The organism is Pseudomonas sp. 3296 (genome assembly GCF_031456615.1).
Taxonomy (GTDB): Bacteria; Pseudomonadota; Gammaproteobacteria; order Pseudomonadales; family Pseudomonadaceae; genus Aquipseudomonas; species Aquipseudomonas mucoides.
On the sequence record NZ_JAVDUY010000005.1, the window covers coordinates 387526 to 412330 of the forward strand.

Annotated in this window: 26 protein-coding genes; 4 read left to right on the plus strand and 22 right to left on the minus strand. The window is 59.1% G+C overall.

Annotated elements, in window-relative coordinates; all coding sequences use genetic code 11:
* Window positions 1-45: 45 nt before the first annotated feature.
* On the minus strand, window positions 46-813 hold the full coding sequence (locus J2X66_RS15750; RefSeq protein WP_310265895.1) for a sulfite exporter TauE/SafE family protein: 768 nt from the start codon (window positions 811-813) through the stop codon (window positions 46-48).
* A gap of 100 nt (window positions 814-913) precedes the next feature.
* Here J2X66_RS15750 and J2X66_RS15755 point away from each other — a divergent pair, with 100 nt between their 5' ends.
* Genes J2X66_RS15755 through J2X66_RS15765 form a run of 3 tightly spaced genes read left to right on the plus strand, consistent with a single transcriptional unit; the run spans window position 914 to window position 4089 of the window.
* Window positions 914-1843 (plus strand): LysR family transcriptional regulator, encoded by a 930-nt coding sequence (locus J2X66_RS15755; protein WP_310265897.1) that lies wholly within the window; start codon window positions 914-916, stop codon window positions 1841-1843.
* 41 nt (window positions 1844-1884) lie between these two features.
* Window positions 1885-3264: an exodeoxyribonuclease VII large subunit gene (gene xseA, locus J2X66_RS15760; protein ID WP_123435013.1), complete on the plus strand. Its 1380-nt coding sequence runs from the start codon at window positions 1885-1887 to the stop codon at window positions 3262-3264.
* Window positions 3265-3267: 3 nt separating this feature from the next.
* Entirely contained in the window at window positions 3268-4089 is an 822-nt protein-coding gene (locus J2X66_RS15765; RefSeq protein WP_310265900.1) for a peptidoglycan DD-metalloendopeptidase family protein, read from the plus strand.
* Window positions 4090-4154: 65 nt separating this feature from the next.
* Here J2X66_RS15765 and J2X66_RS15770 read toward each other — a convergent pair whose 3' ends face one another.
* Complete coding sequence (locus J2X66_RS15770) at window positions 4155-4511, minus strand: hypothetical protein (RefSeq protein ID WP_310265902.1); 357 nt, start codon at window positions 4509-4511, stop codon at window positions 4155-4157.
* Between the two features lie 386 nt (window positions 4512-4897).
* Here J2X66_RS15770 and leuA point away from each other — a divergent pair, with 386 nt between their 5' ends.
* The gene (gene leuA, locus J2X66_RS15775; protein ID WP_027922764.1) at window positions 4898-6577 is read left to right on the plus strand and encodes a 2-isopropylmalate synthase; all 1680 of its coding nucleotides are present in this window, start codon (window positions 4898-4900) and stop codon (window positions 6575-6577) included.
* A gap of 161 nt (window positions 6578-6738) precedes the next feature.
* Here leuA and J2X66_RS15780 read toward each other — a convergent pair whose 3' ends face one another.
* The 20 genes from J2X66_RS15780 to cysE all read right to left on the minus strand — a co-directional run bounded on the left by J2X66_RS15780 (window position 6739) and on the right by cysE (window position 24803).
* The gene (locus tag J2X66_RS15780) at window positions 6739-7530 is read right to left on the minus strand and encodes an amidohydrolase (protein ID WP_310265904.1); all 792 of its coding nucleotides are present in this window, start codon (window positions 7528-7530) and stop codon (window positions 6739-6741) included.
* Window positions 7518-8666, minus strand: coding sequence for a pyridoxal phosphate-dependent aminotransferase (locus tag J2X66_RS15785; protein ID WP_310265906.1), 1149 nt, complete (start codon window positions 8664-8666; stop codon window positions 7518-7520). Before J2X66_RS15785 ends, J2X66_RS15780 begins: the two co-directional genes overlap by 13 nt.
* Before the next feature lie 138 nt (window positions 8667-8804).
* Entirely contained in the window at window positions 8805-10274 is a 1470-nt protein-coding gene (gene der, locus J2X66_RS15790; protein ID WP_310265908.1) for a ribosome biogenesis GTPase Der, read from the minus strand.
* A gap of 139 nt (window positions 10275-10413) precedes the next feature.
* A complete protein-coding gene (gene bamB, locus J2X66_RS15795) occupies window positions 10414-11565 on the minus strand; it encodes an outer membrane protein assembly factor BamB (RefSeq protein ID WP_310265911.1) in 1152 nt (383 codons plus the stop codon).
* Window positions 11558-12199: a tetratricopeptide repeat protein gene (locus J2X66_RS15800; protein ID WP_027922760.1), complete on the minus strand. Its 642-nt coding sequence runs from the start codon at window positions 12197-12199 to the stop codon at window positions 11558-11560. The genes bamB and J2X66_RS15800 overlap by 8 nt, the downstream gene beginning before the upstream one ends.
* Before the next feature lie 40 nt (window positions 12200-12239).
* Entirely contained in the window at window positions 12240-13529 is a 1290-nt protein-coding gene (gene hisS, locus J2X66_RS15805) for a histidine--tRNA ligase (RefSeq protein ID WP_059182204.1), read from the minus strand.
* A gap of 37 nt (window positions 13530-13566) precedes the next feature.
* Window positions 13567-14676, minus strand: a complete 1110-nt coding sequence (ispG, locus tag J2X66_RS15810) for a flavodoxin-dependent (E)-4-hydroxy-3-methylbut-2-enyl-diphosphate synthase (RefSeq protein WP_027922758.1) — start codon at window positions 14674-14676, stop codon at window positions 13567-13569.
* A 3-nt stretch (window positions 14677-14679) separates the two neighbouring features.
* Entirely contained in the window at window positions 14680-15735 is a 1056-nt protein-coding gene (locus tag J2X66_RS15815) for a helix-turn-helix domain-containing protein (protein WP_310265916.1), read from the minus strand.
* Entirely contained in the window at window positions 15735-16493 is a 759-nt protein-coding gene (gene pilW, locus J2X66_RS15820; RefSeq protein ID WP_310265918.1) for a type IV pilus biogenesis/stability protein PilW, read from the minus strand. Before pilW ends, J2X66_RS15815 begins: the two co-directional genes overlap by 1 nt.
* Before the next feature lie 17 nt (window positions 16494-16510).
* The gene (gene rlmN / locus J2X66_RS15825) at window positions 16511-17653 is read right to left on the minus strand and encodes a 23S rRNA (adenine(2503)-C(2))-methyltransferase RlmN (RefSeq protein WP_027922755.1); all 1143 of its coding nucleotides are present in this window, start codon (window positions 17651-17653) and stop codon (window positions 16511-16513) included.
* 28 nt (window positions 17654-17681) lie between these two features.
* Complete coding sequence (gene ndk, locus J2X66_RS15830) at window positions 17682-18107, minus strand: nucleoside-diphosphate kinase (protein ID WP_007903599.1); 426 nt, start codon at window positions 18105-18107, stop codon at window positions 17682-17684.
* A 92-nt stretch (window positions 18108-18199) separates the two neighbouring features.
* Window positions 18200-18400 (minus strand): Fe-S cluster assembly protein IscX, encoded by a 201-nt coding sequence (iscX, locus tag J2X66_RS15835; RefSeq protein WP_017340315.1) that lies wholly within the window; start codon window positions 18398-18400, stop codon window positions 18200-18202.
* A 14-nt stretch (window positions 18401-18414) separates the two neighbouring features.
* Complete coding sequence (fdx, locus tag J2X66_RS15840; protein WP_310265924.1) at window positions 18415-18756, minus strand: ISC system 2Fe-2S type ferredoxin; 342 nt, start codon at window positions 18754-18756, stop codon at window positions 18415-18417.
* Window positions 18757-18758: 2 nt separating this feature from the next.
* Window positions 18759-20621: a Fe-S protein assembly chaperone HscA gene (gene hscA, locus J2X66_RS15845; RefSeq protein WP_310265926.1), complete on the minus strand. Its 1863-nt coding sequence runs from the start codon at window positions 20619-20621 to the stop codon at window positions 18759-18761.
* A gap of 51 nt (window positions 20622-20672) precedes the next feature.
* The gene (hscB, locus tag J2X66_RS15850; RefSeq protein ID WP_027922751.1) at window positions 20673-21194 is read right to left on the minus strand and encodes a co-chaperone HscB; all 522 of its coding nucleotides are present in this window, start codon (window positions 21192-21194) and stop codon (window positions 20673-20675) included.
* Between the two features lie 8 nt (window positions 21195-21202).
* A complete protein-coding gene (gene iscA / locus J2X66_RS15855) occupies window positions 21203-21526 on the minus strand; it encodes an iron-sulfur cluster assembly protein IscA (RefSeq protein ID WP_027922750.1) in 324 nt (107 codons plus the stop codon).
* A 34-nt stretch (window positions 21527-21560) separates the two neighbouring features.
* The gene (gene iscU, locus J2X66_RS15860; RefSeq protein WP_003443374.1) at window positions 21561-21947 is read right to left on the minus strand and encodes a Fe-S cluster assembly scaffold IscU; all 387 of its coding nucleotides are present in this window, start codon (window positions 21945-21947) and stop codon (window positions 21561-21563) included.
* An 84-nt stretch (window positions 21948-22031) separates the two neighbouring features.
* On the minus strand, window positions 22032-23246 hold the full coding sequence (locus J2X66_RS15865) for an IscS subfamily cysteine desulfurase (RefSeq protein WP_027922749.1): 1215 nt from the start codon (window positions 23244-23246) through the stop codon (window positions 22032-22034).
* 50 nt (window positions 23247-23296) lie between these two features.
* Window positions 23297-23788: a Fe-S cluster assembly transcriptional regulator IscR gene (gene iscR, locus J2X66_RS15870; protein ID WP_027922748.1), complete on the minus strand. Its 492-nt coding sequence runs from the start codon at window positions 23786-23788 to the stop codon at window positions 23297-23299.
* Between the two features lie 238 nt (window positions 23789-24026).
* Window positions 24027-24803 carry a serine O-acetyltransferase gene (cysE, locus tag J2X66_RS15875; protein ID WP_310265930.1) on the minus strand — a complete coding sequence of 259 codons (777 nt, stop codon included), beginning with the start codon at window positions 24801-24803 and terminating at the stop codon, window positions 24027-24029.
* Window positions 24804-24805: the final 2 nt, after the last annotated feature.

Here is a 24805-nt window from a genome sequence, read left to right on the forward strand (position 1 = left end):
CTTGTAGGATTTTCGGGTGGCAGCTTAATCCCTGACACTCTCAGGTCAAGTGCTCAGATAGCGCCCGATCAAGGCAATCCCGCTGGCCAACACCAACCAGGTCACCAGTCGCACAAACGCTTCGCGCGATAACCTCATGGTCAATCGCCGCCCGATCCATAGCCCCAAGGCCATGGCCGGCAACAAACATAACGCCAATACCAACAAGGGTAGCTCGGCGTACACACCTGCGACGGCAAACAGGCTCAAGCGCACCACCGTGCTGCAACTGATCAGCGCGCTCTGGGTTGCGCGGGCCGCCTCTTTGGGCAGGCGACTGTTCAAATAGATCGCATACAAAAAGCCGCCACTGCCAAACAACGCCCCGAACATCCCGCCCACCGTGCCCATCGGTACCGCCCACCCGGCGGATAACTGTGTCGGACGGGTTTTGACCCACAGGCTGTAAATCGCATAAGCACTGATAAATAGCCCCATCAGCAGCAGCAATACGTCGGATTTCAGGTTCAGCAGAAAGATCACCCCCAGCGTGCACCCCACCGCCATGCACGGTAGCAACCGCAGCAACTCGGGTTTCGCCACATCACGCCGCGAGGGCAGCAGATTGCCGAACGCCGCGACAAAATCCAGCAGCACCAGCAATGGCACGATCTTCGACAACGGCATGAACAGAATCAGAATCGGCCCCGCCACCAGCGCGGTGCCGAAGCCGGCAATGCCGAACACGATATAAGCCAGAGCGATGCCCAGCCCGATGACCAGCCAATCCGTTGTGCCGAAGGGCCATTGGTGCAACATCTCAAACAGGTTCATCTGCACGCCTTCATTAAATACCTGTAATGACTTTAGCCAGCGCCGAGTCTTGCGACTAATATCTTCAAAGTCGCCCTCTCATCTCAAAAAGGCATGCCTCGTGCTTTCAACCCGTCAATTGCGTTACTTCGTGGAAATCGCCGAGTGCGGGAGTTTCAGTGCAGCCGCTGAGCGTTTGTTTGTCGCACAGTCAGCCTTGAGCCGGCAGATCAAGGACATGGAAACCCGTCTGCAAACCCCCTTGTTCGAACGCACTGCACGCCTGCCCCGGCTGACGGCGGCCGGTGAGGCCTTCCTGCCCAGGGCCAGAAACCTGCTGATCGAATTGACCAAGGCCAGTGAGATGGCGACCCAGGTCGGAAATGGAGAACTCGGCACCTTGCGTCTTAGCCACTCAAGCACCGTGCCCATGAGTGGCCGCCTGCTGCGAGGCATCAGCGGCTATCTGAGCCAGCATGTCGGCGTGTCCATGGAGATCGCCAAGCTGTCTTCCGAAGCGCAACTTGAAGCGTTGGCCGACAGTCAGCTGGATGTCGGACTGCTGCGGCTGCCGGTATTGCGCCAATGTGAAGGCGTGCAGATTGTTCCGTTGTACAGCGAACGCTTGCTGCTGGCCGTTCCCCCCAATCATCGACTGGCTGTGGATAACTGCGCTCAGGGCATCGATCTGGCGCAACTGAAGGATGAAGCCTTTATCTCCATTCCTCATCCCCAGCGCGGCGGCCTGAGTTATCTATCCGCCGAGCTGTGCATGCGTCAGGGTTTCTTCCCGAGAGCGGCCCGAGTGGTGTCGCGCAAAACCACACAACTGCAATTGATTCAGGCCGGGTTCGGCATCGCCCTGCTGCCGGAATCGATGCGGGACATTGCGCCATCTGACATTCACTTCCTGCCCCTGGCAGACCCGGATTGCCACAGCACCGTCGCCCTCGCCTGCCGGCAGAATCCCACGACGCTGGTTCAACACTTCATCGATGTCTGCACTGATCATTGTGGGAGCGAGCCTGCTCCCACAGGGGATTTGCGCTGACTCATGGAGATTCGAAGTCGAATGCCTTTAAACTGCGCCCCATGATTAAAGATCCCTTTGCAAGACTCGGCCTGGACCGTGAAGTCCTGACTGTCAGCCAGCTCAACGGCCGCGCGCGGGTGTTGCTCGAAGACGTGTTCAGCAATATCTGGGTCGAAGGCGAAATCTCCAACCTCGCCCGCCCGGCGTCCGGCCACGTGTATTTCACCCTCAAGGACAGCGGCGCCCAAGTGCGTTGCGCGCTGTTCCGGCAGAACGCTGCGCGGGTTCGCCAAGCCTTGAAGGATGGCCTGGCGGTCAAAGTCCGCGGCAAGGTTTCGTTGTTCGAGGGGCGCGGCGATTATCAGCTGATCCTCGACACCGTGGAGCCGGCCGGTGACGGCGCACTGCGTTTGGCCTTCGATGCCTTGAAGGAAAAGCTCAGCGCCGAAGGTCTGTTCAGTGCCGAGCGCAAAGTGCCGCTTCCAGCGCACCCGCAACGCATCGGCATCATCAGTTCGCCGACCGGCGCAGTGATTCGCGACATTATCAGCGTGTTCCGCCGCCGTGCTCCGCAGATCCAGCTGACGCTGATTCCCACCGCCGTGCAAGGTCGCGAAGCCACCGCGCAGATTGTCCGCGCGCTGAAACTGGCGGACGCCCGTGGTTTCGACGCGCTGATCCTGGCCCGTGGTGGTGGTTCGCTGGAAGACCTCTGGTGCTTCAACGAAGAAGCGGTGGCCCGCGCCGTTGATGCCTGCGTCACACCGATTGTCAGCGCTGTCGGTCACGAAACCGACGTATCGATCAGTGACTTCGTGGCCGACGTTCGCGCCCCGACGCCCTCCGCTGCCGCCGAACTGCTCGCCCCGGATTCCAGCGATCTGGTGCGCAGGGTCGAAAGCCTGCATCGCCGGCTGGTGATGCGCATGCGTGACCGCTTGATGCGCGACCGCCTGCGTCTGGAAGGCATCTCCCGGCGCCTGCGTCACCCCGGCGAACGTCTGCGCCAGCAAGCGCAGCGCCTGGATGATCTGGACATGCGCATGCGTCGTGCATTCGAACGCAGCCTCAACACCCGTCGCGAACGTTTGATTCGCCTGGAAACCCGCCTCGCCGGGCAACATCCTGGCCGGCAACTGGCGATGCTCCGCCAGCGCCTCGACAGCCTCGCCGAACGCCTGCCCCGTGCCATCCGCGAAGGCCTCAAGTCGCGGCGCCTGCAACTGCAAAGCCAAGTGCAGACGTTGCAGGTGGTCAGCCCGCTGGCGACCCTTGCCCGTGGTTACAGCATTCTGCTGGACGAGCGCGGCAACGCGATCCGCAGCGCCGAACAAACTCATAACGGTCAGCGCCTGAAGGCCAAGCTCGGCGACGGCGAACTGCAAGTTCGGGTCGAAGACAATCACCTGACGCCTGTCACCCTTTCTTTACTGGATTGATCCATGCCGCGTTTTTTAGCTCCGCTGCTGTTGCTGTGCCTGACCTTCAACGCCCACGCCGACAGCTACATCACTCGCCTGTTGAACAAACCGGTGCCGGGCGGCGTGGCCGTGGTGGATCTGGGCGCCGCTGCCCAGGCGCCAAAAGCCAGCTATCAAGGCAAACCGGTGCTGGTGGTCAAGGAACAGAACAACTGGCTGGCGATTGTCGGCGTGCCGTTGACCGTGAAACCGGGCACGCAGCAGATCAGCAGCGGCGGTCGCAGCCTGACTTTCACCGTCGGCAACAAGAAATACCCTGAACAGCACATCACGCTGAAAAATACGCAGCAGGTCAATCCGAACCCGGACAACCTCAAGCGCATCGAAGGCGAACTGGCCGAGCAGATCCAGGCCTACCGCAGCTTCAGCCCGAACACTCCGAGCAACCTGTTGCTGGACAAACCGGTCAACGGACCGCTGTCGAGCAAGTTTGGCGTGCGCCGCTTCTTTAATGGTGAAGAGCGCAATCCGCACGCGGGGCTGGACTTCGCCGTGCCGGCGGGTACGCCGATCAAGACGCCGGCCGCGGGCAAGGTGATTCTGATCGGCAACTACTTCTTCAACGGCAACACGGTGTTTGTCGATCATGGCCAGGGCTTTATCAGCATGTTCTGCCATATGTCGAAAATCGATGTGAAGGTTGGGCAGCAGTTGGCGCGTGGTGGAGTGGTCGGGAAAGTCGGGGCGACGGGCCGTGCGACCGGGCCGCATATGCACTGGAATGTCAGCCTGAATGATGCGCGGGTGGATCCGGCGATTTTTATTGGGGCCTTTCAACCCTGAATTTTGTGGAAAGGCTGATGGTCTCTTCGCGGGCAAGCCCGCGATGGCGGCATCACAGACGCCTTCTATTCAGCTTCAAGATCCTCAATCCCATGGGCTTGCCGGTCCGCCAGGCAATGCCTGATCCATTCCTGAGTCTCCGCCGAGAACCCCGCCAGTTCCTCAGACGTAATCAACTCCCGCGCGCACAACCCAAGCAAGTGCGAGCGCGCCTCATGCCGTGAAAACCTGAACACACCAAACGCCCAATACAGCTCCTTTTGCCTGCACTGAAGCAGCTCTTCAGTGGCTTCAATCCGCTCGTAAGGCGTCAGGCTTTTATCCGCCACGGTGCGCTCGACCTCCTCCATGATCCGGATACACATCCGCTCATGGGCCAACGGCCGCAACGCGCTATACCGCTTCCAGTCCGACTCGTTCATGTCCGACTCCTGCCTTGATCAGGCTTTAAGCATAGCCGCGCTCAAGCGGTCGCCATCGCAATTCTACAATTGCGCAGGGCTCAAACCTCGCGCAATCATCAAAACAATCAGCGCCGCTCACAGCAATAAAATCTCGATAAAACTGCCTTTTCGGGTATTCCTCTCAATTTTTTTCGACCGCTTGCCATCCTTCACCCTCGCGGTTAGGGTTGAAGGCATGAAAACCTTTCACACCCTCATTCAGCTTCGCCAGCACCGCAGCTTGTGCCTCGTCAGCGCACGACTGCCAGGCTGAATCGCGGTGCCTCGCCCCACGCTTTTCCCCAAGAACATTTGATCCACCGGCAGGCCGCCTTTTTTCGGCCCACACAATAAGGATTACCCCGATGAGCATGCTCAAAGACCCGTCTTCGAAATACCGCGCGTTCCCGACCATCGATATCCCTGATCGCACCTGGCCGTCGAAGACCATCACCGCCGCTCCGATCTGGTGCAGCTCTGACCTTCGTGATGGCAACCAGTCGCTGATCGAGCCAATGGATGCGGTCAAGAAGCTGCGCTTCTGGAAAACCCTCGTGGCTGTCGGCGTGAAAGAAATCGAAGCCTCGTTCCCGGCCGCATCGCAAACCGACTTCGATTTCGTGCGTACCCTGATCGAAGGCAACCACATCCCGGACGACACCACCATTCAGGTGCTGACCCAGGGCCGTGAAGACTTGATCGAACGCACTTTCGAATCCTTGCGTGGCGCGAAGAAAGCCATCGTTCACCTGTACAACGCGACCTCCCCTTCCTTCCGCCGGATTGTCTTCAATCAGGACAAGGACGGAATCAAGGAAATCGCCGTCAGCGCTGCCAAGCTGTTCGTCAAATACGCCGCCCAGCAGCCAGACACCGAGTGGACCTTCGAGTACTCGCCAGAAACATTCAGCGCTACTGAACTGGAATTCGCCAAGGAAGTCTGCGATGCCGTGATCGAGGTCTGGAACCCGACGCCTGAGCACAAGATGATCCTCAACTTGCCTGCCACCGTCGAATGCGCCACCCCGAACATCTATGCCGACCAGATCGAATGGTTCGGCCGTCACATCAACCGTCGTGACAGCGTGATCATCAGCCTGCACACCCACAACGACCGTGGCACCGGTGTTGCCGCTACCGAATTGGGCCTGATGGCCGGCGCCGACCGTGTCGAAGGCTGCCTGTTCGGTAACGGCGAGCGTACCGGTAACGTCGACCTCGTGACCGTGGCGCTGAACCTCTATACCCAAGGCGTGCACCCTGAGCTGGACTTCTCCGACATCGACGGCGTGCGCAAGGTCGTCGAAGAGTGCAACCAGATCCAGGTGCACCCACGTCATCCGTACGTTGGCGACCTGGTGCATACCGCGTTCTCCGGCTCCCACCAGGATGCGATCCGCAAGGGCTTCGCTCAGCAGAAACCGGATGCCCTGTGGGAAGTGCCGTACTTGCCGATCGACCCGGCCGACATCGGTCGCAGCTACGAGGCGGTGATCCGCGTCAACAGTCAGTCGGGCAAGGGCGGTATCGCTTACCTGCTGGAACAGGAATACGGCATCAACTTGCCGCGCCGCATGCAGATCGAGTTCAGCCAGGTTGTACAACGTGAAACCGATCGCCTGGGCCTGGAAATGACCGCTCAGCAGATCCACGCATTGCTGCATAGCGAGTACTTGCAGGCCAACACCCCGTACGCGCTGGTCAGCCATCGCTTGCAGGAAGAAAACGGTCACAGCGCCGTGGAAGTGGAAGTCTCCAGCAAAGGTCAGGGCGAAACCAACCTGCACTGGCGCGGCAAGGGCAACGGCGCGCTGGAAGCCCTGGTGGCCGGCCTGCCGATTCCGGTGGAGATCATGGACTACAACGAACACGCGATCGGCGCGGGCACCAATGCCAAGGCAGCGGCCTACATTGAACTGCGTGTGAACGGCGAGCGTGCGGTGCACGGTGTAGGTATTGATGAAAACATCACCACTGCCAGCTTCAAGGCTTTGTTCAGCGCGCTCAACCGCTCGCTGAGCCAGCCGGAAGCGAAAGCGGCGTAAACCTTCGCCGAAATGCAAAAGGCCCCGGGGTGCGAACCTCGGGGCCTTTTGTTTGCTTTGATCGTTCCCACGCTCTGCGTGGGAATGCAACCCGGGACGCTCCGCGTCCCATCAGAAGCTGAACGCAGAGCGTCCGTAGAGACATTCCCACGCAGAGCGTTTTACGTGAACTCGAAGGTATCGGCATCCAGATTCGCCGGAAACCGCGTGCGATAAGCTTGAAGGTCGGCTGCATTCAGAACAACCTGAAACACCCCATCCGCCTCGCCTGCGCTAAGCAAGGTCTCCCCCTGGAAATCCAACACCTGGCTATCACCGGTGTAGGCAAAACCCTTTCCGTCAGTACCCACGCGATTCACCGCCGCCACATAGCAAAGGTTCTCGATCGCTCGCGCTGGCAGCAAACGATTCCAGTGCTGACGCCGGGCCCCCGGCCAGTTGGCGGTGTACAGCAGCAAATCAGTGTCCTGGGCATCGCGGCTCCAGACCGGAAAGCGCAGGTCGTAACAAATCAGTGGCCGCACGCGCCAGCCCTTGAGTTCGAACTGCACCTGACGCTCGCCCGGCGTGTAGTGGTTATGTTCGCCGGCCATACGGAACAGATGGCGCTTGTCGTAGTGCCACACCTCCCCGTCCGGCCGCGCCCACAGCAGGCGATTGCGATGACTGCCGTCTGCGGCTTGAACAATGATGCTGCCGGTGATGACCGCGTCGAGCTTCGCCGCCTGAACGCGCAGCCACTTGCTGGTCGGACCGTTTTCCGCCTCCGCCAGCGTTTCCGACGCCATGGAGAAACCGGTGGTGAACATTTCCGGCAGGATAATCAGGTCCGCGCCGCGCGCCTGTTCCAGCAACTGTTCGAAATGCTCCAGATTGGCTTGCCGGTCGTGCCAGGCCAGCGTGGTCTGGATCAACGCGACATTCAGATTGGGCAGTGCACTTAGATCACGCATAGTTTTGCCGCTGCTTCGCGCAGGGTCTCCTCGCGTTTGGCGAAGCACAGGCGCACCAGGCGCTGGCCTTCGGGTGGGGTCTGGTAGAACACAGAGATCGGGATGCTCGCCACGCCATGTTCGCGGGTCATCCACAGCGCCACCTCGACGTCATTGAGGTCCGGGCGGATCTGCGAGTAGTCGACCAACTGGAAATAAGTGCCGGTCACGCGAGTGAAACTGAAACGCGATGGCGCCAGCAGGTCGCAGAACAGATCACGCTTGGCTTGATAGAAACCTGGCAACTCTTCGATGTGTTCCGGGTGCTCCGCCATGAAGTCGGCCAAGGCAAATTGCAGCGGAGTAACGCCGCAGAAACTGACGTATTGATGTACCTTGCGCAGCTCGGCAGTGAGCGCCGGTGGAGCGACCACATAGCCGGTTTTCCAGCCGGTAACGTGATAAGTCTTGCCGAAGGAACTGACCACGAACGCGCGCTGATACAGCTCTTCGTGATTGAGCACGCTGACATGAGGCACGCCGTCGAACACCAGGTGCTCGTAGACCTCATCGCTGACCAGATAGATGTCGCGACCGCGAATCAAATCCGCCAACTGATCCAGCTCGGCCCGGCTGATCAACGCCCCACTCGGGTTGTGCGGCGAGTTGAGCACAATCATCCGCGTGCGCGGGGTAATGGCGTCAGCCAGTTTCTGGAAGTCGATGGAGAAATCGTTCAGCCCGAGCTGCACGTGCACGCAGCGTCCACCGGCCAGTTCCACCGACGGTTCATAACTGTCGTAGCAAGGATCGAACACGATGACTTCGTCGCCGTTGTGAATAACCGCCTGAATCGCGCAGAAGATCGCCTGCGTGGCGCCGGGAGTGATGGTGACTTCGTGATCGGCATCGACGTTGATGCCATAGCTGCGAGCGATTTTCGCCGACACTTGCTGGCGCAGCGCTGGCAGGCCGGTCATTGGCGAATATTGGTTATGGCCCTTGGCGATGTGCCGGCCAACCGCATCGCACAGGGCTTGCGGGGCGTCGAAATCGGGAAAACCCTGGGACAGGTTGATCGCCCCGGTTTGCGCCGCGAGTTGAGACATCTGAGTGAAGATAGTGATGCCGACATTCGGCAGCTTACTGGTGATCATCGGTAGCCCCTGCAGGTGAACTGCAAGTTTCCAGCGACAAGCTGCGAGCGGTCAAGCCTCAAACCTTCAGGCACAAAAAAGGGTCCCGAACAGGACCCTTTCTTGCGTTAACTTGCAGCTTGAAACTTAAAGCTGCTTCTATTTCTTATCGCGACGCTTTTTGTCGGCCTTTTTGTGGTGCGACATCATGCGACGCTTCTTGTTGACCTGGCGGTCGGTCAGCGTGGTCTTTTTGCCTTCGAACGGGTTCTCGCCGCCCTTGAACTCGATGCGGATCGGCGTACCAACCAGCTTCAAGACACGACGGTACGTGTTTTCCAGGTAACGAACGTAAGACTTCGGCACCTTCTCGATCTGGTTACCGTGGATCACGATGATCGGCGGGTTCGCACCACCCAAGTGGGCGTAACGCAGCTTGATCCGGCGGTTGTTGACCATCGGTGGCGCGTGCTCGCCGACCGCATCTTCCAGAATCTGGGTAAGGCGGTTGGTCGGCCAGCGGGTCACGGCGGACTTGAACGAGTTCTGTACCGAGGCGTAGAGGTTGCCCACGCCCGTGCCGTGCAGGGCCGAGATGAAGTGGATGTCGGCGTAATCAACGAAGAACAGTCGGCGTTGCAGCTCGACCTTCACGAAGTCGCGCTCGCTCGGCGTCATGCCGTCCCACTTGTTGATCGCGATCACCAGCGCGCGACCCGACTCAATGGCGAAGCCCAGCAGGTTGAGGTCGTGGTCCACCACGCCTTCGCGGGCGTCCATGACGAAGATCACCACGTTGGCGTCTTTGATCGCTTGCAGGGTTTTGACCACGGAGAACTTTTCAACTTCTTCGTGGATCTTGCCGCGCTTGCGCACACCGGCGGTGTCGATCAGCGTGTACTTCTCTTCGTTACGCTCGAACGGGATGTAGATACTGTCGCGGGTGGTGCCGGGTTGGTCATACACGATTACCCGGTCTTCACCGAGCATGCGGTTGACCAGAGTCGACTTGCCGACGTTCGGGCGACCGATGATGGCGATCTTGATACCGTCTTTTTCGCTTGGGCCAGGAATGCGCTTGGCTTCCTCGCCTTCGGCAACGATCTCTTCTTCGCCGTCTTCCGGCTCTTCCTCGTCTTTCGGGAAATCGCTCAGGGCGATTTCCAGCATCTGGGTGATGCCACGACCATGAGCACCGGCGATAGGAATCGCGTGGCCCATGCCCAACGGGGCGAACTCGGCGCGGGCCATTTCAGGGTCGATGTTGTCGACCTTGTTGGCAACCACGTAGGAGCGCTTGTTACGTTTGCGCAAATGCTCGGCGATCATCTGGTCGGCGGCGGTGAAACCAGCCTTGGCATCTACCAGGAACAGAACGACATCCGCTTCTTCAATGGCCAGCAGCGACTGCTCGGCCATTTTTTCGTCCATACCGTGCTCGTCACCGGAGATACCGCCGGTGTCGACCAGAATGTAGGAACGCCCTTGCCACTTGGCCTCACCGTATTGGCGATCACGGGTCAGACCGGACAAGTCGCCGACGATGGCGTCACGAGTCCTGGTCAGGCGGTTGAACAAGGTGGACTTGCCGACGTTCGGTCGGCCCACCAGGGCGATTACGGGAACCATGCGGCTCTCCACTTCGTTATTTCAGAAAATACAAAAGCCGCTGCGAGGCAGCGGCTGGTGCTCGGGGCAACGCTTGAGGGCGCTGCGAACCCCGTACAACGGGGCTGCCTGGGGATTAACCCCAAGCATAGTCAAACCTTTACTTAATGGTCAGGGCTTCCAGTTTGCCGCTGTTGCCATACACATAAATCGTGTCACCCACCACCAGCGGACGGGCACGCAGGCCGTCGCTGTCGATCTTTTCGCGGCCGACGAAACGACCATCTACCTGGCTCAGCAGGTGCAGGTAGCCTTCCATGTCGCCGACTGCAACGTAGCTGGAGAACACTTCCGGAGCCGACAGTTGACGACGGGCCAGCGAATCGTTGCTCCACAATGCAGTGGTGGAACGCTCGTCGACGCCTTCAACGGTGCCCGAAGACAGGCTCACGTAGACATTGCCAAAACCCTGGGCGACACCGGCATAGCTGGAAGCATCACGCTGCCAGAGCTGACGACCGCTTTCCAGGTCCAGTGCCGCAACGCGACCCTGATAGCTGGCAACGTACAAAGTACCGCCGGACAGCAGCAAGCCGCCGTCGATATCGACCACACGCTCCAGCTCCGAACGACCTTGTGGAATCGCCACTCGCTGTTCCCACACCGGCACGCCGTTGGTGATGTCCAGAGCAACCACTTTACCGGTCGACAGGCCAGCCAGCACAAGGCGGTTGGTGACGATCGGTGCGCTGGTGCCGCGCAGGGTCAGGACCGCAGGGGTGCTGTCATACAACCAGCGCTGGTTGCCGGTCGCGGCATCCAGACCGATCAGACGGTCATCCTGAGTCTGAACGACAACCACGTCACCGTTGTTGGCCGGCGGTGCGAGGACTTCACTGGTCACGCGAGCGCGCCATTTCTCTTCACCGTTGATCGCGTCCAGGGCAACGATTTCGCCTTTGAGCGTGCCGATCATGACCAGCCCGTAACCCACGCCAACGGCGCCGGATACAGGCAGTTCGAGATCTTTCTTCCATTTCACGTCGCCATTGCTGCGATCCATCGCGACCACCACACCAGTGACGTCGGCAGCATAGATGGTGTCGCCATCAATCGCCGGTACCAGCATGTTGTAGGTTTCGCCCTGACCGTCACCGATCGAACGACTCCACTGCTTGTGCAAGACCACTTCTTCTTTGAAGTCGACGAGCTCGGCAGGCGGCAATTCTTTTTTGCTGTTGCTGCTGCAACCCGCGGCCAAAATGGCCAGGGCCAGCAATGCTGCATGTTTCCAACGAATCACGTCACGCATCCCCTTTGGCCAGATCGTCCAGCTTGATTTGTAGGCCGCCGACCGCCGCTTCATCCGACAGGGCTGCCTTGGCTTTTTGATACGCCGTGTTCGCTTCGTCGGTACGACCCAACTGCACCAGCAGGTCGCCTTTGAGTTCTTCGCGAGTGGCCAGGAATGCTTTGTCGGCATCGCCTTCGAGCAACTTCAGGGCTTCATCGGCCTTGTTCTGCGCGGCCAGTACCTGCGCCAGACGCTGACGGGCGATTTCACCCAGCGCCGGGTTGGCCGGTTTGGCGACAATGGCTTTGAGCTCGGTGGCGGCGTCGTCCAGCTTGGCGCTGTCGACCGCGACTTTCGCCACGAACAGGCTGCCGTATTGCGCGTAGGCACTGCCGGCGAACTCGCTGTTGAGCTTGCCAGCCAGGTCGGCAACACGGGCTGCGTCAGGCTTGCCGTCAGGCGTCAGCGTGGTTTCGAGCAGTTGCTGATAGAGCATCGAGGCGCCTTGCGACTGATTGCTCTGATACTTGTGAAAGGCTTGCCAGCCGAACACGATGACCAGCGCCAGCAGGCCGCCAGTAACCAGGGGCTTGCCGTTGCGTGACCACCAGTCCTTCAAATCCGCCAGTTGTTCGTCTTCGGTACTCGACACCCCAATACTCCTTAATCGCTAAATCGGCTGTTTGACAGCTTCAACCCTGCACGACGCAGGTGGCCAGGTGTGCAGCAAGCGCATCCCAGGCAATGCTTTGTTGTTCGCCCTGGCCACGCAGGGGTTTGAAACCTACCACTTGCTGGGCCATCTCATCGTCACCGAGGATCAGCGCATACAGCGCACCGCTCTTGTCGGCCTTCTTGAACTGGCTTTTGAAGCTGCCGGCGCCGGCATTGACTTGCAGGCGCAGGTTGGGCAATTGATCACGAACGCGTTCACTCAGGGTCAGGCCGGCGAGTTCCGCCGCTTCGCCGAAGGCGCAGAGGTAGACATCGACCTGACGGGAGATTTCTTCCGGGATCTGCTCCAGGGTCTCAAGCAACAGCACCAGACGCTCAATGCCCATGGCGAAACCAACGCCCGTGGTTGGCTTGCCGCCCATCTGCTCGACCAGACCGTCGTAACGACCGCCGGCACACACGGTGCCCTGGGCGCCCAACTTGTCGGTGACCCATTCGAAAACGGTCTTGCTGTAGTAATCCAGCCCGCGAACCAGCTTCGGGTTGATCACGTAAGGAATGCCGGCGGCGTCCAGACGAGCCTTGAGGCCCTCGAAGTGCACGCGGGACTCGTCGTCCAGGTAGTCGGCCATTTTCGGCGCGTCGACCAGGATCGCTTGGGTGTCGGCGTTCTTGGTGTCCAGAACCCGCAGCGGGTTGGTCTTCAGACGGCGTTGGCTGTCTTCGTCCAGCTTGTCCAGATGCGCGGACAGGAACTCGACCAGCGCTTCGCGGTAGCGACCACGGGACTCGGCAGTGCCCAAGCTGTTGAGCTCGAGCTTGACCGCATCACGGATGCCCAACTCGCCCCACAGGCGCCAGGTCAGCACGATCAGCTCGGCATCAATGTCCGGACCGTCGAGGTTGAACACTTCGACACCGATCTGGTGGAACTGGCGATACCGGCCTTTCTGTGGACGTTCGTGGCGGAACATCGGGCCGATGTACCAGAGTTTCTGCACCTGGCCACCGCCGGTGATGCCGTGCTCGAGCACTGCTCGCACGCACGCAGCCGTGCCTTCCGGACGCAGGGTCAGGGAGTCGCCGTTGCGATCTTCGAAGGTGTACATCTCTTTTTCGACGATGTCGGTCACTTCACCGATGGAGCGCTTGAACAACTCGGTGAACTCGACGATCGGCATCCGAATCTGCTTGTAACCGTAGTTATCCAGCAGACGCGAAACAGTGCCCTCGAAATGACGCCACAGGGGAGTCTGTTCGGGCAGGATGTCGTTCATGCCACGAATGGCTTGCAGAGACTTGCTCACAATAAATCCTTAAATTGGTTCGGCTCTTGAGCCCGGCTCAGCCACGCGCAATAACGGCAGCGTCAGCTTCGACCTTCTCGGCCGCTTTCTGGCGGATCAAGCGTTCAAGCTCATCCACCAGATTGTCATTCGTCAGTTTCTGCGACGGCTTGCCGTCGATGTAAATCAGGTTTGGCGTGCCGCCGGTCAAGCCGATATGGGCTTCCTTGGCTTCACCCGGCCCGTTGACCACACATCCGATGACCGCAACATCCAGCGGCACCAGCAGGTCTTCGAGGCGCCCTTCCAGCTCGTTCATGGTCTTGACCACATCGAAGTTCTGCCGCGAGCAACTCGGGCAGGCGATGAAGTTGATGCCACGGGAACGCAGATGCAGGGATTTGAGAATGTCGTAGCCGACTTTCACTTCCTCGACCGGGTCAGCCGCCAACGAGATGCGAATAGTATCGCCAATCCCTTCGGCGAGCAGCATACCGAGGCCCACGGCGGATTTCACTGTGCCTGAACGCAAACCACCCGCTTCGGTGATACCCAGGTGCAGCGGCTGGACGATTTCCTTGGCCAGTAAACGGTAGGCTTCGACCGCCATGAACACGTCAGAGGCCTTCACGCTGACCTTGAAGTCCTGGAAATTCAGGCGTTCGAGGTGCTCGACGTGACGCAGGGCAGATTCAACCAGCGCTGCCGGGGTCGGCTCGCCGTACTTCTTCTGCAGGTCTTTTTCCAGGGAACCGGCGTTGACGCCGATGCGGATCGGAATCCCGCGATCACGGGCGGCATCGACCACCGCGCGGACGCGGTCTTCGCGACCGATGTTGCCCGGGTTGATCCGCAGGCAGTCCACACCCAACTCGGCCACGCGCAATGCGATCCGGTAGTCGAAGTGGATGTCGGCCACCAAGGGCACTTTGACCAGTTTCTTGATCTTGCCGAAGGCTTCAGCGGCATCCATGTCCGGCACGGAAATGCGCACGATATCGACGCCAGCGGCTTCCAGACGATTGATCTGGGCCACGGTGGCGGCGACGTCATTGGTATCGCTGTTGGTCATGCTCTGCACAGCGATAGGCGCATCGCCGCCAACAGGCACGTTACCGACCCAGATCTTGCGGGATTCGCGACGTTTGATTGGAGATTCGCCGTGCATGACTTATTGACCCAACTTCAGGCGAGCAGTCTCGCCACTGGTGAACGGAGCGACATCAACCGCCTGGCCGTTGTAGCTGACCTGCGCACCACGGGCGAAGCCCAGGCGCACGGCAAACGGCGGCTTGCCGCTGACGGAAACGCTATCGCCTTTACGCTTGAGACCACTCAACAGCACCTTGCCGGTGCCATCGGTCACTTGCGTCCAGCAATCGGCGGTGAACTGCAGCTGAACCTGGCCCTGGCCGGCCACTGGAGCTGTTGCAACCGGCGCTTGTACGGCAGGAGCAACCGGAGCGGTCACAACCGGTGCCGGAACCGCTGGAACAGCCGGCGCTGGAGCCGTCGGCGTCGCAACCACTGGGGCGGTGTTGTGGGCTGGAGCAGCAACAACAGGAGCGGCGTTGTGCGTCGGAGCCACCGGTGTCGATACTACCGGAGCAGCCGGTACGGTTGCTTCAGCTTCAGCCGGTGCTTCAGAGGAGGTCTCGGCTTGTGGCAATGCCAGCGACGTAGTGCCTTCCGCCTGACCTTCCGCGACGGCCTGGTCTTCCGGCTCGTCCAGCGGATGGATCTGGGTGGTGCCGTCGGCGCCTTCAACTTCCACATGTTCCGGGGCGAGGCCGATCGAATCCTTGGTGCGCAGCGAGGTTTGATCCTGCCACCAGACAAAACCACCACCAATCACCGCGATAAGCAGCAACAGGCTGACGATGCGCAAAATAGTATGGGAAACCCGCACCGGCTCTTCGATGCGCCCCAGGCTGTGAACGCTGCTGCCCTGGGAATCGGTGCCGGTGGACTGGTCGAACTGCTGGACGAGAACGGCCTGGTCCATGCCCAGCAATTTGGCGTACGCACGGATATAACCGCGAGCAAAGGTATGCCCAGGCAGCTTGTCGAATGCGCCGGCTTCAAGATTGCTCAAGGAGGTGACGGTGAGGTTGAGCTTGAGGGCCACTTCGGCCAGCGACCAGCCATTGCTTTCGCGGGCCTGGCGCAAAGTCTCACCGGGGTTAACGCGATTCGCTGCTACAACTTCGGGATGCGCCGCTTTCATCATTGCTCCGACAGGTATTGCTGATATTCCGGCGTACCGGGATAGAGTCGTTTTAGTTGCAGGCCTGCACTTGCAGCCTTGTCGCGATCTTCGAACACTTTTGCCAGCCGAACGCCGAGCAATAGACTACGTGCATTTTGCTCGGCCAGCAGGCTAAAACGATCGTAATAGTCACGCGCGGGCACATAATGCCTGTCTTCGAAGGACAACTCAGCCATTTCGAGCAATGCACGTGGCTGTTGGCGATTCAAACGCAGGGCTTTTTCAAGTTGCTGCTGTGCAAGATCACGCTCGCCCAGCTTTGAAGCGGTCATGCCCAGGTTCTCGAATACTCGCGAACGCTCAGGATACAGCGTATCGGCGGCGGCCTGTTCAAAGCGCTCGTACGCCTCTTTATAGCGTTTTTCCTCGAAGAGGAAACTGCCGTAATTGTTCAGGATTCGTGCGTCGTTGGGGCGGGAAGACAATGCCTTGCGAAAATGCTGGTCGGCCAGTTCCGGCTCCATTTCAGCCTGGAACACCAGACCCAGCGCGGCGTTGGCATCAGGGTCCGAGTCATCCAGCTCCAACGCCTTTTTCAGCGGGACCTTGGCGCGTTCGGTCATGCCCTGCTGCAAATACCCCAGACCCAGCTGTACATAAGCCACACGCGCTTCGTCGCGCCCCTTGCTGGTCTTCATCGGGTTGAAATCGCCCGACAGAACACAACCAGCACATAGGCTGGCCCACAGCAAAAGCAGCGCGAAGCGCAGGGACATAGAGATCCTCTCTTTAATTATTTCGCGGCGTTTGTAGCCATATCGTTTTCGGCGCTCAACTCGCGCACGGCGATATAACGTTCGCTGCGACGGGTGCGATCCAGCACCTGCCCTACCAATTGGCCACACGCGGCATCGATGTCTTCACCGCGGGTGGTGCGTACGGTGACATTGAAGCCTGCATGGTGAAGCTGATCCTGAAACCGGCGAATCGCGTTGTTGCTCGGGCGCTCGTAACCGGAATGCGGGAACGGGTTAAACGGAATCAGGTTGATCTTGCACGGGATGTTCTTGAGTAGCTCGATCATCTCAACGGCATGTTCAACCTTGTCGTTGATGTCCTTGAGCAACGTGTACTCGATGGTCAGCACACGCTTTTCGCCCAGGGACGACATGTAGCGCTGGCATGACTCGAGCAGCATCTTAAGCGGATATTTCTTGTTGATCGGCACCAATTGGTTACGCAATGCGTCATTTGGTGCGTGCAGCGACAACGCCAGGGAGACGTCGATGTGCTTGGACAGCTCATCGATCATCGGTACCACGCCGGAGGTCGACAAGGTCACACGGCGTTTGGAAATGCCGTAGCCCAGATCGTCCATCATCAGGTGCATGGCCGCGACGACGTTGTCGAAGTTCAGCAGCGGCTCACCCATGCCCATCATCACCACATTGGTGATGGCACGGTCGGCGGTTGCCGGGATGCTGCCAAACGATTTATTGGCAATCCACACCTGACCGATGACTTCGGCGGCGGTGAGGTTGCTGTTGAAACCTTGCTTGCCGGTGGAGCAGAAACTGCAATCCAGGGCACAGCCTGCCTGGGACGAAACGCACAGAGTGCCGCGTTTGCCCTGGGGAATGTACACGGTCTCGACGCAGCTGCCGGACGCCACACGCACCACCCACTTACGGGTGCCGTCGGTGGAAATGTCCTCGCTGACCACTTCAGGACCGCGAACTTCAGCAATCACCTTGAGCTTGTCGCGCAAGGCTTTGCTGACGTTCGTCATGGCGTCGAAATCATCGACGCCAAGGTGGTGAATCCATTTCATTACCTGACCGGCACGGAAACGCTTCTCCCCGATCGAGTCGAAGAATTTTTCCATTTCCTGTTGAGTCAGACCCAGCAGGTTGGTTTTTACAGTCGATGTAGTCATGGATTCACCTTCACTCTTAAGCCAATGCTTAGCGAGTGGTTACTTCAGTAGCTGCGAAAAAGTACGAGATTTCGCGAGCAGCAGCGGCTTCGGAGTCCGAACCGTGTACAGCGTTGGCGTCGATCGAATCAGCGAAGTCAGCACGGATGGTGCCGGCAGCAGCTTCTTTAGGGTTGGTAGCGCCCATCAGCTCACGGTTCAGAGCGATAGCGTTTTCGCCTTCCAGAACCTGAACGACAACCGGACCGGAGATCATGAAAGCAACCAGGTCGTTGAAGAAACCACGAGCGCTGTGCTCAGCGTAGAAGCCTTCAGCTTCAGCTTTGGACAGTTGCTTCAGTTTCGAAGCTACAACGCGCAGGCCTGCTTTTTCGAAACGAGTGGTGATCTCGCCGATGACGTTTTTAGCAACAGCGTCAGGCTTGATGATGGAGAAAGTACGTTGAACAGCCATGGTGTAACTCCAGAAACGGTAATTTGTGAAAAATTAAACCCGCGAATTATACGCGGGTTCTTGGGTATTGCCTAACTGCGTACGGTGCAGACTTAGTCTGCTTCTTCGATCCAGGCGGCCTGAATGGCTTCAAGCACCTTCTCGCCACCGCGGGTCGGATCATCACTGAACTCCGGCAATGCCAGCACCCATTTGTGCAGATCGACGAAGTTCACATAGCGCGGGTCCACTTCCGGCTTGGATTCAGCCAGCTGAATCGCGATTTCCAGCACATCAACCCATTTCAGACTCATGTCACTTCCTTGAATCAGTGCGGCGCTTCGGCTGCGTGGTTGAGCGAGTACTTCGGAATTTCGACGGTCAGGTCTTCCGTGCCGACTCTGGCCTGACACGCCAGGCGGGACTGAGCTTCCAGCCCCCAAGCCTTATCAAGATAGTCTTCTTCCAGCTCGTCAGCCTCTTCCAGTGAATCAAAGCCTTCACGAATCAGGCAATGACACGTGGTGCAGGCACAGACGCCACCACAGGCACTTTCCATCTCGATATGGTGCTCATGCGCCAGTTCGAGGATGGAGATGCCGGGGGCAGCCTCCACAACCATGCCATCCGGGCAAAACTTCTCGTGTGGCAGAAAAATGACCTGCGGCATCGTTATTCCTCAATCTCATTCAGGTTGCGCCCCGCCAGCGCGGCTTTCACCGTCGAGTCCAGGCGGCGGGCAGCAAAGGCGTCGGTCACTTGCGACAGACGCTTGGTCTGCTGCTCGATGGCGTAACCATCAGTACCTTTCATCAGTTCGGTCAGTTCCTGCATCTGCAATTCGATGACCATGCGCTCTTCGGCGTCGAGCAGGCGCTCACCGTCGACATCAAGGGCGGCCTGCACCGCCTCGATCAGGCGCTGTGCATCGACTTGCTGCTCACGCAGTACACGGGCGACTTTATCGTCATTGGCGTGCTGGAACGAATCCTTGAGCATTTTGGCGATTTCGCCGTCGGTCAGACCGTAGGACGGCTTGACCTGAATGCTCGCTTCAACGCCCGAACCCAATTCACGGGCCGAAACGCTGAGCAGACCGTCAGCATCAACCTGGAAGGTCACGCGAATCTTCGCCGCACCGGCCACCATCGCTGGAATGCCGCGCAATTCGAAGCGTGCCAGGGAGCGGCAGTCGCTGATCAGCTCGCGCTCGCCCTGCAATACGTGGATCGCCATGGCCGACTGGCCATCTTTATAAGTCGTGAAGTCCTGGGCGCGAGCGACGGGAATGGTGGTGTTGCGTGGAATCACCTTCTCCATCAGGCCGCCCATGGTTTCCAGCCCCAGGGACAACGGAATCACGTCGAGTAACAGCAGTTCATCGCCATCGCGCTTATTGCCAGCCAGCGTATCGGCCTGGATCGCGGCACCGATGGCCACCACTTGATCCGGATCGATTTCAGTCAGCGGCTGACGACCAAAGGCTTCAGCGACCGCTTCGCGAACGCGAGGCACACGCGTCGAACCACCGACCATGACCACCGCATGCACTTCTTCCAGCTCGACACCGGAATCACGCACGGCGCGGCGGCAGGCTTTCAGGCTGCGAGCAACCATCGGCTCGATCAGCGCATCAAAGGCTTCGCGGGTCAGTTCGGCTTTCCAGCCGCCATGAGCCACTTCAACCGACGACGCGGTGGTCAGCGCTTCTTTGGCGGCACAAGCCGTTTGCAACAGTTGACGCTGCGCCCCCGGATCGAGGTCGGCGGACAGACCGGCGCTCTCGATGATCCAGCCAGCAATCGCGTGATCGAAGTCATCGCCGCCCAGCGCGCTGTCGCCGCCGGTAGCCAAAACTTCAAACACGCCGCCGGTCAGGCGCAGAATCGAAATATCAAAGGTGCCGCCGCCCAGGTCATAAATGGCGACCAGGCCTTCAGCGTGTTGATCCAGACCGTAAGCCACAGCGGCGGCGGTTGGTTCATTGAGCAAACGCAACACGTTAAGACCGGCCAGTTTGGCTGCGTCCTTGGTGGCTTGACGCTGCGCATCATCGAAATAGGCGGGAACGGTGATCACCGCGCCGACCAGTTCGCCACCCAAGGTCGCTTCAGCGCGCTGACGCAGCACTTTGAGGATATCGGCGGAGACTTCGACCGGGCTTTTCGGCCCCTGCACGGTGTCGATGAACGGCATGTGCGACTCGCCACCGACAAAGCGGTACGGCAGTTGGTCACCCAATTGCTTGACGTCGGACAGACCACGACCCATCAAGCGCTTGACTGACAGCACGGTGTTCAAGGGATCTGTGGCGGCAGCCAGTTTGGCGGACTCGCCGACTTCGACGCGATCCGCGTGATAGCGCACGGCAGATGGCAGGATGACCTGCCCGTCAGCGTCGGCCAGAGGCTCGGAAAGTCCACTGCGCAACGCAGCGACCAGCGAATTGGTAGTGCCCAAGTCGATCCCCACAGCCAGACGACGCTGGTGCGGTTGAGGACTTTGGCCGGGTTCGGCGATCTGCAGTAGGGCCATTGGTATCAGGACTTATCTGTATATCAGGCGTGCGACCGGAGCGGCACTGGGTTAATCGTCGAGGCGCTCTTCTAACTGGCGCACTTCGTAGGTGAGCTTGTCGAGGAACTGCATGCGCCGCATCAGGCGTTCGGCCTGCTCACGGTGCGCCGCATCATTCCAACAAGCCGCGAAGCTTTGGTTCAGTACATCCTGGGCAGTTTTCAAGCGACGCTTGAACGCTGCAACACCGGCCAGATCGGCACTGTCTTGCAGGTCTTCGAGCTCTTCACGCAGTTCCATCTGCTGCAGCAAAAACTCCGGATCATGCACCGTAACCTCCAGCGGCAGCTCACCACCGTTCAAGGCGAGCAGGTAACGCGCGCGCTTGGGTGGACTTTTGAGCGTCTGGTAGGCCTCGTTGAGGCTCGCGGATTGCTCTAGCGCCAACCGCTGCTCACGCTCGGAAGCGTCAGCAAAACGGTCCGGATGAACACTGCGCGCCAACTCACGGTAGCGCGTAGCCAGCTGGTCGAGGTCCAGATTGAAACTCGGTTGCAGCTCAAATAAAGCGAAATGACAAGGAGTACCCACGACAAGCCTCAGATGTTGAAGCTTTCGCCGCAGCCACATTCACCGCGTACGTTGGGGTTGTTGAACTTGAAGCCTTCGTTCAACCCTTCCTTGACGAAATCGAGCTCGGTGCCGTCCAGGTAGGCCAGGCTTTTAGGGTCGATAATCACTTTTTCACCGTGACTTTCGAACACCTGATCCTCTTCAACCACCTCGTCGACAAACTCCAGCACGTAGGCAAGGCCGGAACAGCCTGTGGTGCGAACACCCAGACGAATCCCTTCACCTTTGCCGCGCCCGTCGAGGGAGCGCCGCACGTGTCGAGCAGCCGCTTCTGTCATGCTGATAGCCATCGGTGACTCCTTACTCGTCGCCAAAACCTGAAAGTCAGATCAAGCCTTTCTTCTGCTTGTAGTCACGAACGGCCGCTTTGATAGCGTCTTCAGCGAGTACGGAGCAGTGAATTTTCACTGGCGGCAAGGCCAGTTCTTCAGCCAGCTGAGTGTTCTTGATGGTCTCGGCTTCGTCCAGGGTCTTGCCCTTCATCCACTCGGTAGCGAGGGAGCTGGAGGCGATAGCCGAACCGCAACCATAGGTCTTGAACTTGGCGTCTTCGATGATGCCTTGCTCGTTGACCTTGATTTGCAGGCGCATAACGTCGCCGCACGCCGGAGCGCCAACCATGCCGGTGCCGACATCAGGATCTTCCGCGTCCATCTTGCCGACGTTGCGCGGGTTTTCGTAGTGGTCGATGACCTTTTCGCTGTAAGCCATGATGCTTAATCCTCACTCATCAGAGAGTCGCTCTTAAAGCCCTGCCAACCTTGGTTTACAGGGCCGGTTCGCGGCGACTTGAAATCAGTGTGCCGCCCACTCGATTTTCGAAATGTCGACACCGTCTTTGTACATGTCCCACAGCGGCGACAGAGTGCGCAGCTTGGTAACGGCCTCGCAGACTTTCTGCGCGGCGTAATCGATTTCTTCTTCGGTGGTGAAACGGCCGAAGGTGAAGCGAATAGAGCTGTGTGCCAGTTCGTCGTTGCGGCCCAGGGCGCGCAGTACGTACGAAGGCTCAAGGGACGCCGAGGTGCAGGCCGAACCCGATGAAACAGCCAGGTCCTTGAGCGCCATGATCAGCGACTCGCCTTCAACGTAGTTGAAGCTCAGGTTCAGGTTGTGCGGTACGCGGGCGGTCATGCTGCCGTTGATGTACAGCTCTTCCAGGCCTTCGACCTGCTTGAAGAAGCGGTCGCTCAGGGCTTTGATGCGCACGTTTTCGGCAGCCATGTCTTCTTTGGCTACACGGAAAGCTTCGCCCATGCCGACGATCTGGTGGGTCGCCAGGGTGCCGGAACGCATGCCACGTTCGTGACCGCCTCCGTGCATGGTCGCTTCGATGCGAACACGCGGCTTGCGGCTGACGTACAGTGCGCCGATGCCTTTAGGGCCGTAGGTTTTGTGGGCAGAAAACGACATCAGGTCGACTTTCAGCTTCGACAGGTCGATGTCGACCTTGCCGGTGGACTGAGCCGCGTCGACGTGGAACAGGATGCCCTTGGAGCGGGTCAGTTCACCGATGGCCTCGATGTCGTTGATGGTGCCGATTTCGTTGTTCACATGCATGACCGAAACCAGGATGGTGTCGTCACGCAGGGCCGCTTCGATCATGGCCGGCGTTACCAGACCATCAGTCTGAGGCTCGAGGTAGGTCACTTCGAAACCTTCACGCTCCAGTTGGCGCATGGTGTCGAGGACAGCCTTGTGCTCAATCTTGGTGGTGATCAGGTGTTTGCCTTTGGTCGCATAGAAATGCGCCGCACCCTTGATTGCCAGGTTGTCGGATTCGGTGGCACCGGAGGTCCAGACGATTTCACGCGGATCGGCGTTGACCAGGTCTGCGACCTGACGACGGGCGTTTTCGACAGACTCTTCAGCTTTCCAGCCGAACACGTGGGAACGGGACGCCGGGTTACCGAAGTTTCCGTCGACCAGCAGGCATTCACTCATTTTTTGCGCAACACGCGGATCAACCGGGGTGGTCGCAGAGTAATCAAGGTAAATCGGCAATTTCATGGACTATCTCCTAAATCAGGCTGGCTGGCGTGCCGTTAGCTCTTTGGCTGTCATTCGACGGCGGACGCTTCAATCTTGTCCAGGCGTGGCGCCTTGCTGTTGCAACGGCGCTGGTCCTGACGCTGGGCTATGTCTTGTACCTCACGGCGAGTCACAAGGTCAGCCAAGCTGATACCGCTCAGAAATTCGTGAATCTGCAGGCTCAAGTCACACCACAAGTGGTGAGTCAGGCAGGTGTCGCCTGAATGGCAATCGCCCTGGCCCTGGCATTTGGTGGCATCTACTGATTCGTTCACCGCATCGATCACCTGGGCGACCTGGATGCCCTGCATCTCGCGGGACAGCTGGTAGCCACCGCCCGGACCGCGGACGCTGGACACCAGATTGCTGCGGCGCAATTTGGCGAAAAGCTGTTCGAGGTAGGACAGGGAGATGCCTTGGCGCTCAGAGATATCGGCCAGGGACACCGGCCCGTGCTGCGCGTGCAACGCCAGATCGAGCATGGCGGTCACGGCGTATCGGCCTTTTGTAGTCAGTCGCATGGACAATTACCACGGAGTTCGGAATGGGGCGAGTATGCAATTCCCGAGTATTTAAGTCAACTATAAGACCTAGTACTTTAGTCAGGTTTACCCGCAAAATAGCGGCCGCATCATAGCAAAGGCTGGAGGGTTACAGCCAGTAATTGCGCGTCATCGCTCTTCGCGAGCAGGCTCGCTCCTACAGGGGAACGCATTTCAAATGTAGGAGTGAGCCTGCTCGCGACAAGGCCAACTCGGTCTAGCCGGCCTTGCTTTCGTCCTTGCCCTTCACACAGGCGAAGTCTTCCTCGCGCAGTTCAGGCAAGTCCTTGGCACAGTAATTACTGCCCAGATCCTTCAGTGCACCGCACATCCCCTCCAGGCGACCGTCGACCGCCTGCAAGTGATCCAGCAACTGACCAATGGCACGCGCTACCGGGTCCGGCATGTCTTCGCCGACACCATAGGCATCGAAGCCGATCTTCTCGGCCATGGCCTTGCGCTTGGCATCCTGCTCGTCATCGGACTTGACGATGATCCGCCCTGGAATACCGACAACGGTCGCGCCGGCAGGCACGGCCTTGGTCACCACAGCATTAGAACCGACCTTGGCGCCCGCGCCGACGGTAAACGGGCCCAGCACCTTGGCACCCGCCCCCACCACCACGCCATCTTCAAGGGTCGGGTGACGCTTGCCCTTGTTCCAGCTGGTGCCGCCCAGCGTCACACCCTGATAAAGGGTGACGTCATTACCGATCTCGGCGGTTTCACCAATAACGATGCCCATGCCATGGTCAATAAAGAAGCGACGACCGACCTTGGCACCCGGATGGATCTCGATCCCGGTCAGCCAGCGGCCGAAGTTCGATACCAGTCGCGCCAGCCATTTCAGCTCCGCGCGCCATAAGGCCGCCGACAGACGGTGAATCCAGATGGCATGCATGCCCGGGTAGCACGTCAGAACTTCAAAAGCGTTACGGGCCGCCGGGTCTCGATGGAATACGCTTTGGATATCTTCACGCAAACGCTCAAACATCA

Coding starts and splice junctions, on each gene's coding strand:
- J2X66_RS15750 (WP_310265895.1), bottom strand. CDS start 813: ATGAACCTGTTTGAGATGTTGCACCAATGGCCCTTCGGCACAACGGAT.
- xseA (WP_123435013.1), top strand. CDS start 1,885: ATGATTAAAGATCCCTTTGCAAGACTCGGCCTGGACCGTGAAGTCCTG.
- J2X66_RS15765 (WP_310265900.1), top strand. CDS start 3,268: ATGCCGCGTTTTTTAGCTCCGCTGCTGTTGCTGTGCCTGACCTTCAAC.
- J2X66_RS15770 (WP_310265902.1), bottom strand. CDS start 4,511: ATGAACGAGTCGGACTGGAAGCGGTATAGCGCGTTGCGGCCGTTGGCC.
- leuA (WP_027922764.1), top strand. CDS start 4,898: ATGAGCATGCTCAAAGACCCGTCTTCGAAATACCGCGCGTTCCCGACC.
- J2X66_RS15780 (WP_310265904.1), bottom strand. CDS start 7,530: ATGCGTGATCTAAGTGCACTGCCCAATCTGAATGTCGCGTTGATCCAG.
- J2X66_RS15785 (WP_310265906.1), bottom strand. CDS start 8,666: ATGATCACCAGTAAGCTGCCGAATGTCGGCATCACTATCTTCACTCAG.
- der (WP_310265908.1), bottom strand. CDS start 10,274: ATGGTTCCCGTAATCGCCCTGGTGGGCCGACCGAACGTCGGCAAGTCC.
- bamB (WP_310265911.1), bottom strand. CDS start 11,565: ATGCGTGACGTGATTCGTTGGAAACATGCAGCATTGCTGGCCCTGGCC.
- ispG (WP_027922758.1), bottom strand. CDS start 14,676: ATGCACGGCGAATCTCCAATCAAACGTCGCGAATCCCGCAAGATCTGG.
- J2X66_RS15815 (WP_310265916.1), bottom strand. CDS start 15,735: ATGAAAGCGGCGCATCCCGAAGTTGTAGCAGCGAATCGCGTTAACCCC.
- pilW (WP_310265918.1), bottom strand. CDS start 16,493: ATGTCCCTGCGCTTCGCGCTGCTTTTGCTGTGGGCCAGCCTATGTGCT.
- rlmN (WP_027922755.1), bottom strand. CDS start 17,653: ATGACTACATCGACTGTAAAAACCAACCTGCTGGGTCTGACTCAACAG.
- ndk (WP_007903599.1), bottom strand. CDS start 18,107: ATGGCTGTTCAACGTACTTTCTCCATCATCAAGCCTGACGCTGTTGCT.
- iscX (WP_017340315.1), bottom strand. CDS start 18,400: ATGAGTCTGAAATGGGTTGATGTGCTGGAAATCGCGATTCAGCTGGCT.
- fdx (WP_310265924.1), bottom strand. CDS start 18,756: ATGCCGCAGGTCATTTTTCTGCCACACGAGAAGTTTTGCCCGGATGGC.
- hscA (WP_310265926.1), bottom strand. CDS start 20,621: ATGGCCCTACTGCAGATCGCCGAACCCGGCCAAAGTCCTCAACCGCAC.
- iscA (WP_027922750.1), bottom strand. CDS start 21,526: ATGGCTATCAGCATGACAGAAGCGGCTGCTCGACACGTGCGGCGCTCC.
- iscU (WP_003443374.1), bottom strand. CDS start 21,947: ATGGCTTACAGCGAAAAGGTCATCGACCACTACGAAAACCCGCGCAAC.
- J2X66_RS15865 (WP_027922749.1), bottom strand. CDS start 23,246: ATGAAATTGCCGATTTACCTTGATTACTCTGCGACCACCCCGGTTGAT.
- iscR (WP_027922748.1), bottom strand. CDS start 23,788: ATGCGACTGACTACAAAAGGCCGATACGCCGTGACCGCCATGCTCGAT.
- cysE (WP_310265930.1), bottom strand. CDS start 24,803: ATGTTTGAGCGTTTGCGTGAAGATATCCAAAGCGTATTCCATCGAGAC.